At 67.1% G+C, this 15,445-nt stretch carries 14 protein-coding genes and 1 tRNA gene; 8 read left to right on the forward strand and 7 right to left on the reverse strand.

Translation table 11 applies throughout. From position 1 onward, the window contains the following. Window positions 1–132: 132 nt before the first annotated feature. From hisC to ACWKZU_RS11345, 5 genes are all read left to right on the forward strand, one after another. The gene (gene hisC, locus ACWKZU_RS11325; protein WP_449282435.1) at window positions 133–1,239 is read left to right on the forward strand and encodes a histidinol-phosphate transaminase; all 1,107 of its coding nucleotides are present in this window, start codon (window positions 133–135) and stop codon (window positions 1,237–1,239) included. Window positions 1,240–1,716: 477 nt separating this feature from the next. Then, complete coding sequence (locus ACWKZU_RS11330) at window positions 1,717–2,721, forward strand: ABC transporter substrate-binding protein (protein ID WP_449282436.1); 1,005 nt, start codon at window positions 1,717–1,719, stop codon at window positions 2,719–2,721. A gap of 3 nt (window positions 2,722–2,724) precedes the next feature. Then, window positions 2,725–3,681 carry an ABC transporter permease gene (locus ACWKZU_RS11335; protein WP_449282437.1) on the forward strand — a complete coding sequence of 319 codons (957 nt, stop codon included), beginning with the start codon at window positions 2,725–2,727 and terminating at the stop codon, window positions 3,679–3,681. Window positions 3,682–3,687: 6 nt separating this feature from the next. Further along, complete coding sequence (locus tag ACWKZU_RS11340; RefSeq protein ID WP_449282438.1) at window positions 3,688–4,479, forward strand: ABC transporter ATP-binding protein; 792 nt, start codon at window positions 3,688–3,690, stop codon at window positions 4,477–4,479. 119 nt (window positions 4,480–4,598) lie between these two features. Beyond that, window positions 4,599–8,297 (forward strand): aldehyde dehydrogenase family protein, encoded by a 3,699-nt coding sequence (locus tag ACWKZU_RS11345; RefSeq protein WP_449282439.1) that lies wholly within the window; start codon window positions 4,599–4,601, stop codon window positions 8,295–8,297. Window positions 8,298–8,374: 77 nt separating this feature from the next. Here the strand turns inward: ACWKZU_RS11345 and ACWKZU_RS11350 are convergent, their stop codons facing one another. After that, the gene (locus tag ACWKZU_RS11350; RefSeq protein ID WP_449282440.1) at window positions 8,375–8,839 is read right to left on the reverse strand and encodes a GNAT family N-acetyltransferase; all 465 of its coding nucleotides are present in this window, start codon (window positions 8,837–8,839) and stop codon (window positions 8,375–8,377) included. A 199-nt stretch (window positions 8,840–9,038) separates the two neighbouring features. On the opposite strand from ACWKZU_RS11350, the gene ACWKZU_RS11355 reads away from it, so the two are divergent. Continuing rightward, window positions 9,039–9,120 (forward strand) — tRNA-Tyr (locus ACWKZU_RS11355). 50 nt (window positions 9,121–9,170) lie between these two features. On the opposite strand, the gene ACWKZU_RS11360 is transcribed toward ACWKZU_RS11355, so the two are convergent. The 5 genes from ACWKZU_RS11360 to ACWKZU_RS11380 all read right to left on the reverse strand — a co-directional run bounded on the left by ACWKZU_RS11360 (window position 9,171) and on the right by ACWKZU_RS11380 (window position 12,594). Then, a complete protein-coding gene (locus ACWKZU_RS11360) occupies window positions 9,171–10,295 on the reverse strand; it encodes a tyrosine-type recombinase/integrase (protein WP_449193018.1) in 1,125 nt (374 codons plus the stop codon). Between the two features lie 11 nt (window positions 10,296–10,306). Next, window positions 10,307–10,510, reverse strand: coding sequence for a helix-turn-helix transcriptional regulator (locus tag ACWKZU_RS11365; RefSeq protein ID WP_449193017.1), 204 nt, complete (start codon window positions 10,508–10,510; stop codon window positions 10,307–10,309). Continuing rightward, window positions 10,507–10,647, reverse strand: a complete 141-nt coding sequence (locus tag ACWKZU_RS11370; RefSeq protein WP_449193016.1) for a hypothetical protein — start codon at window positions 10,645–10,647, stop codon at window positions 10,507–10,509. Before ACWKZU_RS11370 ends, ACWKZU_RS11365 begins: the two co-directional genes overlap by 4 nt. Beyond that, a complete protein-coding gene (locus ACWKZU_RS11375) occupies window positions 10,634–12,031 on the reverse strand; it encodes an FtsK/SpoIIIE domain-containing protein (RefSeq protein ID WP_449282441.1) in 1,398 nt (465 codons plus the stop codon). The genes ACWKZU_RS11370 and ACWKZU_RS11375 overlap by 14 nt, the downstream gene beginning before the upstream one ends. Window positions 12,032–12,276: 245 nt before the next feature. Continuing rightward, window positions 12,277–12,594 (reverse strand): hypothetical protein, encoded by a 318-nt coding sequence (locus ACWKZU_RS11380; protein ID WP_449282442.1) that lies wholly within the window; start codon window positions 12,592–12,594, stop codon window positions 12,277–12,279. A gap of 122 nt (window positions 12,595–12,716) precedes the next feature. On the opposite strand from ACWKZU_RS11380, the gene ACWKZU_RS11385 reads away from it, so the two are divergent. Together ACWKZU_RS11385 and ACWKZU_RS11390 are read left to right on the forward strand one after the other, a co-directional pair. Next, window positions 12,717–13,064 carry a hypothetical protein gene (locus ACWKZU_RS11385; protein ID WP_449282443.1) on the forward strand — a complete coding sequence of 116 codons (348 nt, stop codon included), beginning with the start codon at window positions 12,717–12,719 and terminating at the stop codon, window positions 13,062–13,064. A gap of 11 nt (window positions 13,065–13,075) precedes the next feature. Next, window positions 13,076–13,726 (forward strand): hypothetical protein, encoded by a 651-nt coding sequence (locus ACWKZU_RS11390; protein WP_449282444.1) that lies wholly within the window; start codon window positions 13,076–13,078, stop codon window positions 13,724–13,726. On the opposite strand, the gene ACWKZU_RS11395 is transcribed toward ACWKZU_RS11390, so the two are convergent. Further along, entirely contained in the window at window positions 13,718–15,262 is a 1,545-nt protein-coding gene (locus ACWKZU_RS11395; RefSeq protein ID WP_449282445.1) for a hypothetical protein, read from the reverse strand. The two genes, ACWKZU_RS11390 and ACWKZU_RS11395, sit on opposite strands and share 9 nt — an antisense overlap. Between the last annotated feature and the right edge of the window lie 183 nt (window positions 15,263–15,445).

Below are 15,445 nucleotides of genomic sequence, written 5' to 3' on the forward strand. Positions count from 1 at the left end.
TATGTACCGATATTTCGCGAAGAAGCTATACGAACTGAACACGTTGCCGTATGAAAAGTGTACCGATTGCGAGAGCGATCCGTTGCTCTCTAGAGTGGCGCCGTCAGAACCCAGACTGGAAGGTGAGTGTCGATGACGCCGCACACGCAGCACGCAACGGATGCCCCCCGAGTCGCCCGGGCATTCCGCCCCGGGCTCGAGCAGATCGCCGCCTACCGGGCCGGCAAGCCCGCACCGGTCGGCCCCGACGGGCGCAGCGTCAAGCTGTCCTCCAACGAGAACCCGTACCCGCCGCTGCCCGCGGTGGAGCGACGCCTGGCCGAGATCCTGCCCACGTCGATCGCCCGGTATCCGAGCATCGCGGCGGCCGAGGTGACGGGGGCGCTCGCCGATCGCTTCGGCGTCTCGCCCGACAACCTCGTGCTGGGCGCGGGCTCCGTCGAGGTCGCCGCGCAGCTGATCCACGCCCTCACGGCGCCGGGCGACGAGGTCATGTACGCCTGGCGATCCTTCGAGGCGTACCCGATCCTCACGCGCGTCGCCGGCGCGGTGCCGGTGGAGGTGCCGCTCGATCCGACCGCGCGCCACGACCTGCCCGCCATGGCCGCGGCGATCACCGACCGCACGCGCCTCGTCTTCGTGTGCAACCCCAACAATCCCACGGGCACCGTCGTGGGGGAGGCGGAACTCGAGGCCTTCATGGCCGCGGTGCCCGAGCACGTGCTCGTGGTCATCGACGAGGCGTACGTGCACTTCGACCGGGATCCGGGATCGCCGAGCGGCATCGACTTCTTCCGCCGGTACCCCAACGTGGCCGTGCTGCACACCTTCTCGAAGGCCTACGGCCTGGCCGGGCTGCGCATCGGCTACGCGATCGCGTCGCGCGACGTCGCCGAGGCGCTGCGCAAGGTCGCGATCCCGTTCGCGGTGTCGCGCCTGGCCCAGGAGGCCGCGCTCGCCTCGCTCGAGGCCGAGGCCGAGCTGGAGGCGCGGATCGAGGAGATGATCCGCGAGCGGGCGCGCCTGGTCGAAGGGCTGAGCGCCGCTGGAATCGACTTCGCGCCGTCGCAGGCGAACTTCGTGTGGCTGACCGCCGGTGCGAAGAGCGAGGAGATCGCCGAGGCGTTCGAGGCGCGGGGGATCTCCGTGCGCTGCTTCGCGGGCGAGGGGGTGCGCGTCTCGATCGGCACCCCCGAGGAGAACGACGCGGTGCTCGCCGCGATCTCGGATCTCGGCTGAGCGATCCCGCCTCCGGCGGCGCGCCCCTTGCGCCCCGCGCCGCCTGACATGCGGCGCGAGCGGCGAGTCTCGGTATGACGGGGTTCCGTGCGCGCTGGATCCTGCGACTCGTTCCTCGCGCAGGATGACGGGGGCGCGGTCTCGCGCCGCGTCGACAGGGGTGCGGCTTCGCGCACGGCGAGAGGGGGTGCGGCTTCGCGCAGGATGACGGGGCGCGGGGCGCACGGCGACGGGGTGCCGCCTCGTGCCGCGTCGCCGCGCGGGGGCGAGCGCGACTATGCAGAATGTATAGCTTCTTGCCGGAAACACCGTTCTAGATGTCTCATGTGTCTAGAAAATCAGTGGCAGGTTTACTATGGAGACGCCCCTGATTAATATCGGGCACCGGACGGCGCTGTCCCCCGGCGCCGCGAGTTCCATCATCTTCCTCGGCGCATTCCCGCCCGAGGCACCACCACACTCGAGTGAGGAAAACCCATGGCAGTCACCAGCATCCGCGGCAAGGCGCTCGCCTTCGTCGGCCTGGCCGCAACCGCTGCGCTCGCACTGAGCGCCTGCTCCTCGAACGGCAGCGACGCCGGTTCGGACTCCGACACCGTCGCGGTCGGCATCAGCCAGTTCGTGCAGGCGCCGCCGCTCGACGCGGCCGTCGCGGGCTTCAAGCAGGCCTTCGCCGACGCCGGCTACGTCGAGGGCGAGACCGTCGAGTTCACCGAGCAGAACGCCAATGGCGAGGTGCCCACCGCGACCACCATCGCGCAGACCTTCGCGGGCGACGACCTCGACCTCGTGCTCGCCGTCGCCACCCCCTCGGCCCAGGCCGCCATGCAGAACATCGCCGACATCCCGGTGCTCTTCACCGCCGTCACCGATCCGGTGGCCGCCGACATCGTGGAGTCGAACGAGGCGCCGGGCAGCAACGTCACCGGCACGAGCGACATGAACCCCGTCGCCGACCAGATCGCGCTCATCAAGGAGATCGATCCCGACGCGAAGAAGGTGGGCGTCGTCTACAGCTCGGGCGAGGTGAACTCCGAGGTGCAGGTGGAGCTGGCGCGCGAGGCCGTAGCCGCCGAGGGCATGGAGATCGTCGAGCAGACCGTCACCAACGCGGGCGAGCTGAAGCAGGCCACCGAGGCGCTCGGCGACGTCGACGCGATCTACACCCCCGGCGACAACCTGGTGATCTCGGGCCTCGGCTCGATCATCTCCGTCGCCGAGGAGCGGGGCATCCTCGTGGTCGGCGCCGACGCCCAGCACGTCGAGGGCGGCGCCGTCGCCACGCTCGGCATCGACTACGAGAAGCTCGGCTACCAGACCGGCGAGATGGCCGTGCGCGTGCTCGAGGGCGCCGATCCCGCGACCATGGCAGTCGAGACCCAGAGCGAGTTCGAGCTGACCGTCAACCCGGCCGCCGCCGAGCGCCTCGGCTTCGAGCTGCCGCAGGACCTGCTCGACCGCGCCGCGAACGTGATCGAGTAAGCCATGATCGGAGCTCTCGAACTCGGACTCCTCTACGGGGTCATGGCGCTGGGCGTGTATCTCACCTTCCGCGTGCTCAACTTCCCCGACCTCACGGTCGACGGCAGCCTGACGACGGGCGCCGCGGTGGCCGCCGCGCTCATCACCGCGGGGCAGAACCCGCTGGTGGCCACCCTCGCGGGCACGGGCGCCGGCGTGGTCGCCGGCATCGTGACCGGCCTGCTCCACACCAAGGGCAAGATCGACGGCCTGCTCGCGGGCATCCTCACCATGATCGCGCTGTGGTCGATCAACCTGAGGATCATGGGCAAGGCGAACACGCCGCTCCTGCGGGAGGAAACGCTCATGACCCCGCTGCGCGACGCCGGCTGGATCGGCAAGACGTGGATCGCGGTGCTCATCTTCGCCGTGCTGGTCTTCGCGCTGAAGCTGGTCGTCGACTGGTTCCTCTCGACCGACCTGGGTCTCGCGATCCAGGCCACGGGCAACAACGAGCAGATGATCCGCAGCTTCGGCGTCAACACCGACGGCATGAAGATCCTCACCCTCGCGATCTCGAACGGCCTCGTCGCCCTCGCCGGCGCCCTCGTGGCGCAGTACCAGGGCTTCGCCGACATCAGCATGGGCATCGGCGTGATCCTCATCGGCCTCGCCTCGGTCATCCTCGGCCAGGCGGTGCTCGGCCAGCGCAACATCTTCATGGCCAGCCTCGCGGTGATCGTGGGCTCGATCCTCTACCGCCTGATCATCTTCTTCGCCCTCTCGGTGGGTCTCAACCCGAACGACATGCGCGCGATCACGGCGATCCTCGTGGTGCTCGCCCTGCTGCTGCCGCGCTGGGGTTTCCTGAAGAAGATCCCGTCGCTGCGGGATCGCGGCAACCGCAGACCCAAGGACCCGGAACCCGATGCGGTCGCCTCGGCGACCACCGGCGTCACCGTTCCGGCGGCGGAGAGGTAGGACACCATGCTGAACATCGAACGCATCTCCAAGACCTTCTTCGCGGGCACCATCAACGAGCGCAAGGCGCTGGTCGACCTGAGCCTCAAGCTCGACGAGGGCGACTTCGTCACCGTGATCGGCTCGAACGGCGCGGGCAAGTCCACGCTGCTCAACACCGTCGCGGGCCGCTACACCGTCGACACGGGATCCCTGTCGATCGACGGCAAGCAGGTGGCGAAGCTCAAGGAGTACCAGCGGGCCCGCTACGTGGGCCGCGTCTTCCAGGATCCGATGGCGGGCACCGCGCCCGACCTCACGATCGAGCAGAACCTCTCGCTCGCGCTGCAGCGCGGCAAGGCGCGCGGCCTGGGCCTCGGCGTGACGAAGTCGCGTCGCGCGCGCTTCGTCGAGGAGCTCAAGTCGCTCGAGCTGGGCCTCGAGAACCGGCTCACCGCGAAGGTGGGCCTGCTCTCGGGCGGTCAGCGCCAGGCGCTGTCGCTGCTGATGGCCGGCTTCACGCAGCCGCGCATCCTCCTGCTCGACGAGCACACCGCGGCGCTCGATCCGCAGCGCGCCGCGCTCGTGACCGACCTTACCGAGCGGATCGTCTCCTCGGGCGGTCTGACCACGCTCATGGTGACGCACAACATGGAGCAGGCGCTGAAGCTGGGCAACCGCCTCATCATGATGCACGAGGGCCGCATCGTGTTCCAGGCCGATGCCGAGCAGAAGCAGAAGCTGACGGTGCCGCTGCTGCTCGCGGAGTTCGCGAAGATCAAGGGCGCGAGCTTCGACGACCGCGCGCTGCTGGCGTAGGGGCCGCCCGTCGGGGCGGCGGGGATCCTTCGGGGTCCCCGCCGCCCTTTTGCGTGCGCACGCGGGTGCAGCGGCGCGCATCCCCGACATTGTCGGCCGCGCGGCATACAGTGGGGCACATGGCTGCAGAAACCTTGGGCCCGGGGGCGCTGTGGAGCGTCGTCGCCGACCGCGCCGAAACACGCGTCGCCGAGTGGATCGCCGCGCTGCGCGAGCGGCCCGAGACCTCCGAATCGGCGGGCCGCGAGTTGCTCGGCCGAGGCGATCCGGAGACCTTCGAATTCACGCGGCGCCTGCTCGAGCTGGTCGCCGGAACCGAGGACGCCGTCGCGTCGGCGGCCGGCCTGCACGAGATGGCGCAGGACGTGCCGCGCTCGCTGCCGACCAGGGATCGCCTGGCGGTGCGGGCGGGCGGGGTCGCATCGCTCGGGCTGCCGTGGGCGGTGATGCCCGTTGCGCGGCGCTGGCTGCGCGACCGCGTGTCGAAGCTCGTGCTCGCCACCAGGCTGCCCGCCGGACCCGCCTCGCCGGGCCGCCTCAGCCGCCTCACCGAGACGCTGCGCCGCCACGGCGAGGCGGGCTTCGTGCCGGTGACCGTGCCGCTGGGGGAGACCGTGCACGGGCCCGCAGGCGTCGAGGCCGAGATCGCGCGCCTGGTGGCCCTCGCCGGGGTGCCGACGGTGACGCACCTCGTGGTCGATCCCGCGCGCCTCGCGCCCGGCGGCGGCGATTGGTCGGCCGAGGACGACGTGGCGCGGGCCGCGCGTGCGCTCCGTCCCGTGCTCGAGGCCGCCATCGAGCACGACACCACGGTGCACCTCGAGCCGCGCAGCGTGCGCTGGGCCCGACTGCTGCCCGACCTCGTGGTGCGGGCGCTCATCGACGCGGCCCTCGACCGCGCCAGGATCGGCGTGCGGCTGATGGCCGAGCTGCCCGAGTCGCGCGAGCACTACGACCGCCTGAGCCGCTGGGCGCAGCGGCGCGTGGCCGACGGCGGCGCGCCCGCCGAAGTGGTGATCGGCGTCGCCGGTGCGGCCGGGGCGGAGCGCATCGTGTCGCTGCAGAGCGGACTGGCCGTGTCGGTGCTCGAGGATCGGCGCGAGGTGCTCGCGCAGCTGCTGCGCCTCGTCGAACTCGCGCTGCACCCCGGACGGGCGGCGGTGCTGCGCCCCGTGATCGCGTCCGAGGATCTGCTGGTGCTCGGAGCCGTCGCCGCGCTGGCCGAGCATCTCGACGCGGGCGCGCTCTGCTCCGTGCAGCTGCGCACCGGCGTCGCCCCGGGTGTCGCCGAGACGATCTCGGGGCTCGTCTCCGAGGTGCGGATCGCCGTGCCGGTGATCGCTCCGAAGGAGTTCGCGGGCGCCGTCGACCTGCTCGTCGGGCTGGTGGCCGAGGCGGCCGATCCGCAGTCGCCGATGTCCCGGCTCGTGGCACTGGTCGAGGATCCGGACCTGGAGGCCGCCCCCGAGCTGCAGGCCGAGCTGCAGGTCTTCCGCACCGCGGTTGCGCTCGCCGCCGAGCCGGCGCCGGCCTCGCACCGCACGCAGCATCGGGCGAGGGAGTGGAATCCGAGCGAGCGCGACAGCGCGCTCTTCTACCGCGAGCCCGACGAACCGGCGCGACTCGAGACCGGCGGGCTCACCGCGGCCGTGCTCGGGCTGACGCGGGGTGCGACGGGCGAACTGACGCTCGAGGAGTTCGTGCCGCCGCGCGCCGTCCCGGTGGTGTCGCAGTCGGGGTTCGCCAACGAGCCCGAGACCGACGCCGGGGTCGCCGCCAACCGCGACTGGGCCAGGGAGCTCCTCGTCGAGGCCGCGGGGATCGCCGAGGAGCGGGACACCGCCAACGACACCGTGGCGCTGTCGGCGGCCGACCTCGATCCCGAGCACGCCACGCGCGAGGCGCACGAGGCCGCGCTGCGGTGGGCCGATCTGCCGCACGCCGCACGGGCGTCGCGGTTGCGCCGCGCCGCGCTCGGCGTCGTGGCCGCGCGCGATCGCCTGCTGCAGGTGCTCGCGGCCGACACTGGCGCTCCCGTGGCCGAGCTCGACGCCGAGATCGACGACATCGTCGACGCCGCGCGCTACTGCGGGCAGCTCGCCGAGGGGCTCGCGGCCGTGCGCGGCGCGAGCTTCGTGCCCCAGGGCCTCGTGCTGGTGGCGGCCGACGGCAGCACCCCGCTCTCGGTGCAGGCGGAGGCGGTGCTGGCGGCGCTCGGAGCCGGGAGCGGAGTGCTGTGGTCGGTGCCCCAGCGACTGCTGCGCTCGGCCTCCGCGCTGCTCGAGGAGTGGCAGGCGGGCGGACTCACGGCCGGGGCGGTGCACCTCGAGGCGGTGATCGTCGGCCGCACGCTCGCCGAGCTCGCGGCCAGCCCCGAGATCGACCGCGCCGTGGTGCTCGGTGATCGCGCGGCCGCGCGGGAGCTGGCGAGACGTCGCCCCGATCTGCGCGTCGAGGGGCGGTTCCACGCGCGCGGCTCGATCCTCGTCACCCCCGCGGCCGACCTCGATCAAGCGGTCGCCGACATCGTCGCTTCGGGGTTCCGTGCGGCGGGGTCCGATCCCCGCGCCGCGCACGTCGTGATCCTGCTGGGCAGCTCCGCGCGCTCGAGGCGCTTCCGCGAGGCGCTCGCCGACGCCGTGCGCGCGCTGCGCACGGGCGACACGGCCCGGCCGGGCGCGGCGGATCCGCTCTCCTTCGACCTCGGCCCCCTGCCCGCTCCGCCCGACGAGGCCGGCCTGCGGGCGCTCACCCGACTGGGGCGCGGTGAGGAGTGGCTCGTGGAGCCGCGGCGGCTCGACGACGAGGGTGTGCTGTGGAGCCCCGGGGTGCGCCTCGGCGTCGGCGCCGACTCGTCGTTCTGGGACGACGCGCGCGCGGTGCCCGTCATCGGCATCGCGCACGCGCACACCCTGGGCGAGGCGCTCGCGATGCAGAACGCGCCGGGCAGTGGCGCGGCCGCCGGGCTGCAGTCGAACGACGCCGACGAGATCCTCGCGTGGCTCGACGGGATCGAGGCAGCGGCGGTGTCGCTGAACCGACCCACCACCGGCGCGCGCATCGAGCGGCAGCCGGGCGGGGGATGGAACGACGCCTCGATGGGTCTGCCCGCGCTGAGCGGGGGCCCGAACCGGCTCGTGCCGCTCGGGTCCTGGGAGCTGCGCTCCGGCACCCGCAGCGACACCCTGAACCTGCGCGGTCTCGACCCCGAGGTGCAACTGCTCATCGAGGCGGCGCGCCCCGTGCTCCACTACGAGGACTTCGACGAGGTGCGCCGCGCCGCGCTCGCAGACGCGCTGGTCTGGCGCACCTCGTTCGGAGCCGTGCGCGACACGATCGGGCTCGGGATCGAGCGCAACGTGATCCGGTACCTGCCCGTCACCACGCAGCTGCGGCTCGCGCAGGGAGCCCGGGTCGTGGCGCTGGTGCGCGTGCTCGCGGCGGCACTGCTCGTGCGCGCCCCCGTGTCGGTGTCGACCGGGGAGGTGCTGCCCGCCGAACTGAGCGCCTTCCTCGAGCAGCTCGGGATCGAGGTATCGCTCGAACGCGACGACGACTGGGTGCAGCGGCTCGCGGTGTCCGGGCCGGTGGGCTCCGACGGGGTCGCCGCCGACCGGGTGCGGCTGATCGGCGGCGACGCGGTGCGCACCGCGGAGTGGATGGGCGGGCTGGACCGCGCCGCGCTCTGGGCCGAGCCGGTGACGATGGCGGGCCCGGTTGAGCTGCTCACGCTGCTGCGGGAGCAGTCGGTGTCGGCACGGGCGCACCGCCACGGCCTCGCGGTGCCGGTGCCCGGCCTCGACGAACTCGTCGAGTAGCTGCCGTTGGGCTCTCCCGCCGGGTGAGCCCGGCTCCGCTCGGCCCGCCCGCTCGGCCCGCTCAGCGAGGCTCGGCGTCAGCCGATCCGCATCGGCAGATGCGGGATCCCGTCCTCGAGGAACTCGTCGCCGCAGGCGACGAAGCCGAAGCGCCCGTACCAGGCCTCGAGGTGCGCCTGCGCGTGGATCAGGATCGGGTTCCCGTCGCACTGCGCGATGGCCGCGTCGAGCAGTGCGGCGGCCACACCCCGGCCCCGCCACGCGGGAGCGGTGACGACGCGTCCGATGCTGCGCAGGCCCGGCTCCTGGCGGCTCTCGTCGAGGATCCGCACGGTCCCGGCGACCGCACCGTCGGCGTCCTCCACCCAGAGCTGGCCGGTCGTGTCCTCGAGGTCGCGGCCGTCGAGGTCGAGATAGACGCAGTCCTGCTCCACGACGAAGACCTCCTGGCGCAGCTTCGCGATGCGGTAGAAGGTGCGCGTGGGGATGCCGTCGATGCCCTGCGCGGTGCGCAGCACGAGGCCGGTGGGGAGCTGAGCCATGCTCCGATTCTGTCACGGCGGTCGCCTGCAGATCAGCCGGCGCTGCACGCCGCGGCCGGGCTCGACCTGGTGGATGCGCGGTTTCTCCGGCTGCTCTCCGGCTGCTCCCCGGTTGCTCTTCTGTTATCGGCCCGGACCGATTTCCGTTCCGCCGCGCGAGACGGTAATGTGGTCTCTCGGTCGTGTTCGCATGACCGACGGCGGGTTACCCGAGCGGCCAAAGGGGGCTGACTGTAAATCAGCTGGCACTGCCTACGGGGGTTCGAATCCCTCACCCGCCACCGAGATAGAGGCCTCGGCTCACCTAGAAAACACTGGGGAGTCGGGGCCTTCATCGTTCCGCCTCCGGTGCGTCTGACAACATTTTGACAACACCCCGCGAAGCGATGGCTTGATCGAGACTCGCGGAAACGGCCTCAAGATCGTCGTCGAAGAGGTCGGCGTACACGTCGAGGGTCATAGCTGCGGAAGCATGGCCGAGCATTCTCTGAACGGCTTTCACGTTTGCCCCGGCGCTCACTGCGAGACTGGCGGCAGTGTGGCGCAGGTCGTGCAGCACCATACGCTCGACCTTCGCGGTGTTCAATGCCCGGTTCCACCATGAGCGCTCTTTCTCGGAGGCATGCACGCGGCGCTGATAGCCGCCGTACCCGTCATCGAACACGATTGCATCGGCGCGCTTGCCCTCGCAGCGAAGCTTGATGAGCTTGGCGACCTCGGCAGGAACCGGCACGCTGCGGGTTTCGTAGGTCTTGGGGGCACCCTCGTGAAACTCCTTGCCGATCTGGGAAACGGAGTGGGTCACATTGATACGTCGTTTCTTGAGGTCGATGTCGGAGAGCCGCAACGCCACCAACTCGCCCCAGCGCAGACCGCAGTAGCCGAGTGTGAGCACGAGCGCCTTATGATTCCCGGCAGAGTTCGCCACCGCCCATAGTTCCTCATGCGAGAGGTAGCGCCGAGCCTTCTTCGACTTCTTGCGGGGGAGCGTCACGTTACGAGCGACGTTCGTAGAGATGCGTCGGTCACGCACTGCAACGTCGAGAATTGCGGCGAGGATGCCATGGGCGCGAATGACCACGGTAGCGCTCTTGTCGATGCTCGATACCCACGCCTGCACCTCAGAGTGTCGGATGCTCGACACTGCTCGGTCGCCCCACTGCTTCTTGACGTAGTTGCGCCATGAAGCTTCGAGGGGTGCGTAGCTGGTCGGCTTCAAGACGCCTTTCTTGCCTTTAAGCCATTCAACTCCGAGGTCTTGAATCAGGGCACGGCCTTCGCCGTGGTTGATGTATTCGCCGCGCGTTTTCGTGACCTCGACCTCGGCCAGACGTAGTTCGGCATCGCGCTTGCGCTTGAAGCCGCGTTCGTTGGTCTGGCGATTGTCGGGGCGGCGGTATGAGATGCGGTAGCGCTTCTCGCCTCTCGCGGTCGTATAGGGGTAGATGCTTCCCATTGGCGTTTCTCTTACCGTCTCGCGTCGGCGGTTGAGGTTCGTTCGGAAGCCTCGACCCAGGCGATAACATCGGCCTCGCGGTACAGAACCGTCCGAGGTGTCGGCTTCAAGAACGTCGGCCCTGTACCCAGGTAGCGCAGCTTGGCCAGCAACTCGCGGCTAACGCCAGGGATCAACGCGGCGACATCGTCGGGTGTGAGGTAGTTCTGGCTCATGGTGTGCTCTCCTCTCGGGTGTGAGCGTGGTTCTGCGCGGTGACGCGCGTAGTTATGTCGGCTTTGAGGGCTTCGAGTTCGTCGTGCGTCATGAGGCCGAGCAAGATGCGCACCAGTGCTTCGTCAGTCGTGCTCATCGGTGCTCCCTGCTTGCATGACGTGTTCGCGGTACTGCTGGTAATCGACGGCATCGAAGCGAATGACTCGAGGGAACTCGCCGGGGCACTCCACGTAGGCGTAGCCGGGCGCGAAGCCTCGGATGCGTTCGACCGTCTCCGGGTCGGCATCGGGGTGCAACATGGTGACCGCATCGCGGTTGTCCAGACGGCAACTGATTCTCGTACCCAGATTGGAGCGCTCAGAGCCACCGATGATCGAGGCATCGAAGCGTTGCGCAATAAGAACGACCCGCATGCCTGCCTTTGCGCCTTCTTGAATGAGCCTCTGCACTGCGTTCTTGACGCGGGGCAGGCGGCGCTCTTTTGGGCTGAGCGCGGCATCTGTGGTGCTGGCCGCAGCAATGAGGCCGGGGTACTCTTCGAGCACGAAGATCAGGGGTGCAAAGTCTTCGGGTTTGGTCTTGTCGCGCCCGGCCTCTAAGAGCCAAGCGATTCGGCGTTCCATCTCTTTTACCGCTGTATCGAGTGCCGCAAGGATTGCGTCAAGGTCAGCGAGGCCAACCGCTCGAAACTCGTGCCCAGGGTGATCACCCCATGCGCTGAGCAGCAGCGCGGTCGGGTCGATGCCGCCGATGATTACGCGGCCTTGCCTTGATGCGGCTGCATACCCGGCAAGCAGGCCGTAGGTGCCGACGGATTTACCTGAGCGGGTCGCGCCTTGCAGACCAACGTGCCAGGCGTCGCCGATGAGGTCGAGGGTGAAGTCTGCACCGCTATCGACGCGCCCGAGTAGGGGTGCTCCGTCGATTATCTCGAACGAACCAGCACGAGGGGCAGCGAGTAGGTCGATAGGTGGGGTCGAGCGCCAAGTGATCTGCACCCGCTCGGGAGAGGGTCGGGCTACCGCCACCTGATCGTCACGCATCTTGAGCACTGGGGCATAGCCGATTGCGCGCTGCGCGATCTGCTGAATAGTGCTGGGTAGGGTTTGCGGGGCGTCGAGCATGCAAGAGGTTTCATGCTTGGTAAAGCGCGCATCGGGTAGACGCCTCGGGCGTTTGAGCGCGGTTTCTTCGTCGCGTACCTCGGGCACGAGCGCGAGGTCGCGGGCGACCCTGTAGCCGTCGCGGCGCTGTTGCTTCGCTTTGCGTCGAGCACGGAAGCGACGCAGGTCTGAGGTAACCGGCGTGATCGCTGGGAACGCCCAATGAGACATGATCGCGCTTGCCACGCACCCCGCGCTCATAATCCAGTTCCAGGGTGCAGGGTTTTGAAACCACATCCACACTGTGAGCGATGCCCAAGCGAGCGTGACCGCGCAGGCCGCGAGAGTATGCCAGACGCCCCGCGCAACACCGGCAAGAATTGTGAGCGCCAACGCCTCATTGTGTTCGTGCGCCATGAGTCGCACCACCTTTCTTCTGAGGAGTGCCCGCGTGACCGCTTGCAGGTCACCGCACGGCTTGGCTACCGTTCGGGCGGCGGGTTGTTACCGGGGCGACGCCTTGTGGCTTCGCCAGCCGGGGAAGTCTCGGTCGTGTAGAGCCAGTTGATCCTCGTTAAGCTCGCCTCTGTCATGCGCGGCACGCTGCTCTTTCAGCCAGACGGCAAGCGATTTCCTCCGCTTGTTCTCGTTGCTGCTCATGTCTAACCCTCCAGTTCAACGAGGTCTGAGCAGCGGAAGAACAACCCCGAAGCGGCGGCGCGCCCCTCTGATGCAGGCACAGCGTAGTGATCGACCTCGACGCCGATCGGGGCGTGACTCATGGGCTGCACCTCCGGCTGACGGGCAGCGGGCATGGTGATGTTGATGAGCGCCGCCTTGCCGGTCTCGGGAGTGTGCAGCGTTTGGAGCGTCCACAGCGGCACCCCGTCACGGTCTGTCTTGTGCGTGCCGTCCATTTCGGTCTTCGGTGCGACCGTGAGCACGACCAGCGACTCATCTTCTGCGATTCTGAAAGCCATGACGACCTTCCTCTCTGTTCACGTTCGCGAATGTGTTCGCGAACGTCTGATACTGTACGCGTTCGCGAACGTGTTTGCAAGTGACGTGTGCGAATGCAACCGCGAACGAGTACGCTTAAGGTATGGCTCGCAAACCCGGCACTCCCAGCTACTCCACCGAGCAAGAGACTTCCCTGGAAGGTCTTGCGGACATTGCCCGTGAGTTTGACGTGCTAGCCGCGCGTCTCAGCGAGGCCTCGAAAGCCGCCAAAGCCGAGAACGGCGATCTTGCCGACTTCATGAGCGAAATAGCCGCAGTGCGTGATAAATACGCGAACTTCGAACGAGCTCTCGCAGAATACAGCCTCCATCGCGAAGGCCTTACCCAACGTTCTGCCGCGCACTTGCTCAACGTGGGCGTATCTACAGTTAGCCGTTGGTCGCAGCTCCCCATCTACTTCGAGCGTGTAGATTCGGAAGACCCGCGATAGTGGTTGATCCTGTGGCCATTGCTGGCGCTGCATTCACATCGGCGTTCACGGAGCGAGCGAAATCGCTCGCGGACTGGCTGGTGCGAAATGTTGTCTCTATCATCATCCTGGCCTTGCTCTTTGGGATGCTGGTGGAGACTGCTTCTCACAATGAACTACGGGTTGGCCTTGCAGATGCGGCGTATCGTTTAGCGTTCATATTCGGGGAGAATGATCCGCAGTGGCTTCATGCTTTCATCACGTGGTTTAGCCGTCCGGCGCTTGAGCCGCTGGCGTTCGTTGGAGCTTTGCTTTCTGGGCTGCTTGTTTTTTGGTGGTCTGCGAAGTACGCACATGAAGCTAGTTGGCTCTTGTTGCTCCTCAGCTCGTTGTCACTCGGCTCGGAAGTCATAAAAATATCCTTCTACGGATTTATCGGCGTCACCGCGGTTTTGTGGACAGCCGCACTGATATTTATCCGACAAAGCCCTTATGGTGAAGGCCGATTCTGGCTGTCTCCTACGTACGTGGTTGAGAATGCCATTCGTGGAATCGTCCTTTGGGGTTTAACGCCGTTGACTTTAATTTTTCGGCTCGTCAACGGGCTTATCGATACAGTAACTAGCGAGAAAAGGGAGAGGCCTGCGGCTAAGGGCGCAGTTGCACGATCACCGTTACAGTGATGCGCCTCCACTCTCAGACGAACTTGTCGCCAGAGCAAACGTGCGTTGCTCAATCTTGGTGCAGGCATTGGTAACGAATTCCGCTACTTGCGCCTGCGTCTGCGGTAGGTACTTCGCGCCCGGCTGAAGGTGCCCAGCCCACAATGGGCGAACGGTGCCGTATTGGTCGAAGTACATTTCGAGGTGGTGCCGTGCAACAAACTCAGCGAAGCCACCGGGCATTGCGGGAATGTTGAACTGCGGCGCAATGGGGTGATCTCCGAAGAATGCCCGAAACTCGCCGTTTTGAATGGCTGCAAGCGTCAAGTCCCAATAGTCCGACTTTACTTTGTTGCGCACCAGGTTCAGGTTGGTATCCCTCGTTGGCCGACCTGTCTGCGGGTCAGCGTAGACCGGCATCAGCATGAAGTTTCCGCGTGCGTGGGCGAGGGTGGCGAACGGAGCGAACAGCGCGTTGACCTCGGCGAATGCGCCTTGATCGTGAAGGTTAAGGAGGCGTTGCACGTTGTTTGTTGGGTGACTGAGCGTGAAAGTCTCTCCGTACCAAAGCTGAATTGCGCGCTTGTAGGTAGTCCAAAACGAGTGCATCGAGTCGGGCGAGGCATGGAACCCGAGCATCAGTACCTGCGTTAGCTCGTCGGAGAGTGCGATCTTGTCGCAGTCCTGGCCGCTCAGCTTGTAGAGTAGCCAGTTTCGCACCGGCTGTGACTCGTTGTATCGCTCGCGCAGCACCTCACGCTTATAGTCGTAAACGGCCGGAGGTAGGGGCATCGGCTCAGCTGCAGGGGCGGCATAGGTCGGAGACGCTGCGAGCGGGGAGGCCTGCTCAATGCTGGCATTCTGCACGGCTGGTACGCGGCTGAGAAGCTGCACTCGGTCACCGTGAATCGCGACTTTGTGTTGTAAGCGCGCAGCGTGCTTGATTCTGTTGAGACGGTTGTCGCGGGCGAGGCGTTCGTCAAAGGTCTTGTTGGGTTGCCCATCAAGTATGCCGGTGCCGTCCGGCATGGCTATGAACACCAGCACCCCGTGCTCGTTGAGTTGCGCTGCATTGGCGCGTGGGTAGATGAAATCGTAACGGTCCTTCAGCCGCTCCTCACCGGTGTGAGCGTCGGTCACCTTCGTTGTGCTGACGTACTCCTCGCGGGTCAGGCCGGCTTTGGTCGCCCAACTCGGCACGCGCATCAGACGGCGAGCATCGCGTGCTTCGGCGGCACTGATCTTTCCGCGAAACTTCCAGTGGTAGCCGCCAGGCTTCATCCACTGGTAAAAGGCCTCGCTCGTCCAGGTGCTTTTGCACGCGACACGAACGCCGAGATAGAGGCAGACCAAGCCGACAATCAGCGCAACCGCAAAGGGGAGCAAAGTGTTTGGTGCTGTGACTACGGCGGCGGGTACCTTCGCGGCAACTCGCACGATGATGCTCAGCAAGAACGCCGAGAGCCCAAGAAGCGCAGCAGCGATAAGTGCTGAGATGAAGAACCGTTGCAGCGGCGGTGTCTGCGGATTGATACGTGGGTGGTGCTTCGTTGCCATATAAACGGGTTCCTTCTCGCAGACCCCGAAGGGTGTTAGATCAAGCTCATTAGAAACTGCATAATCTAACATACATAGGGCGATGGCTGGCCTTCCAGCATGGAGAGGTGACTCGCCAAACCACGCCCCCTGCCTGGGCTTCATTTGCCCAGCAGATCGGGTTGCGTCTACACGAGGCGCGAA

This window comes from Leucobacter sp., from assembly GCF_053528595.1.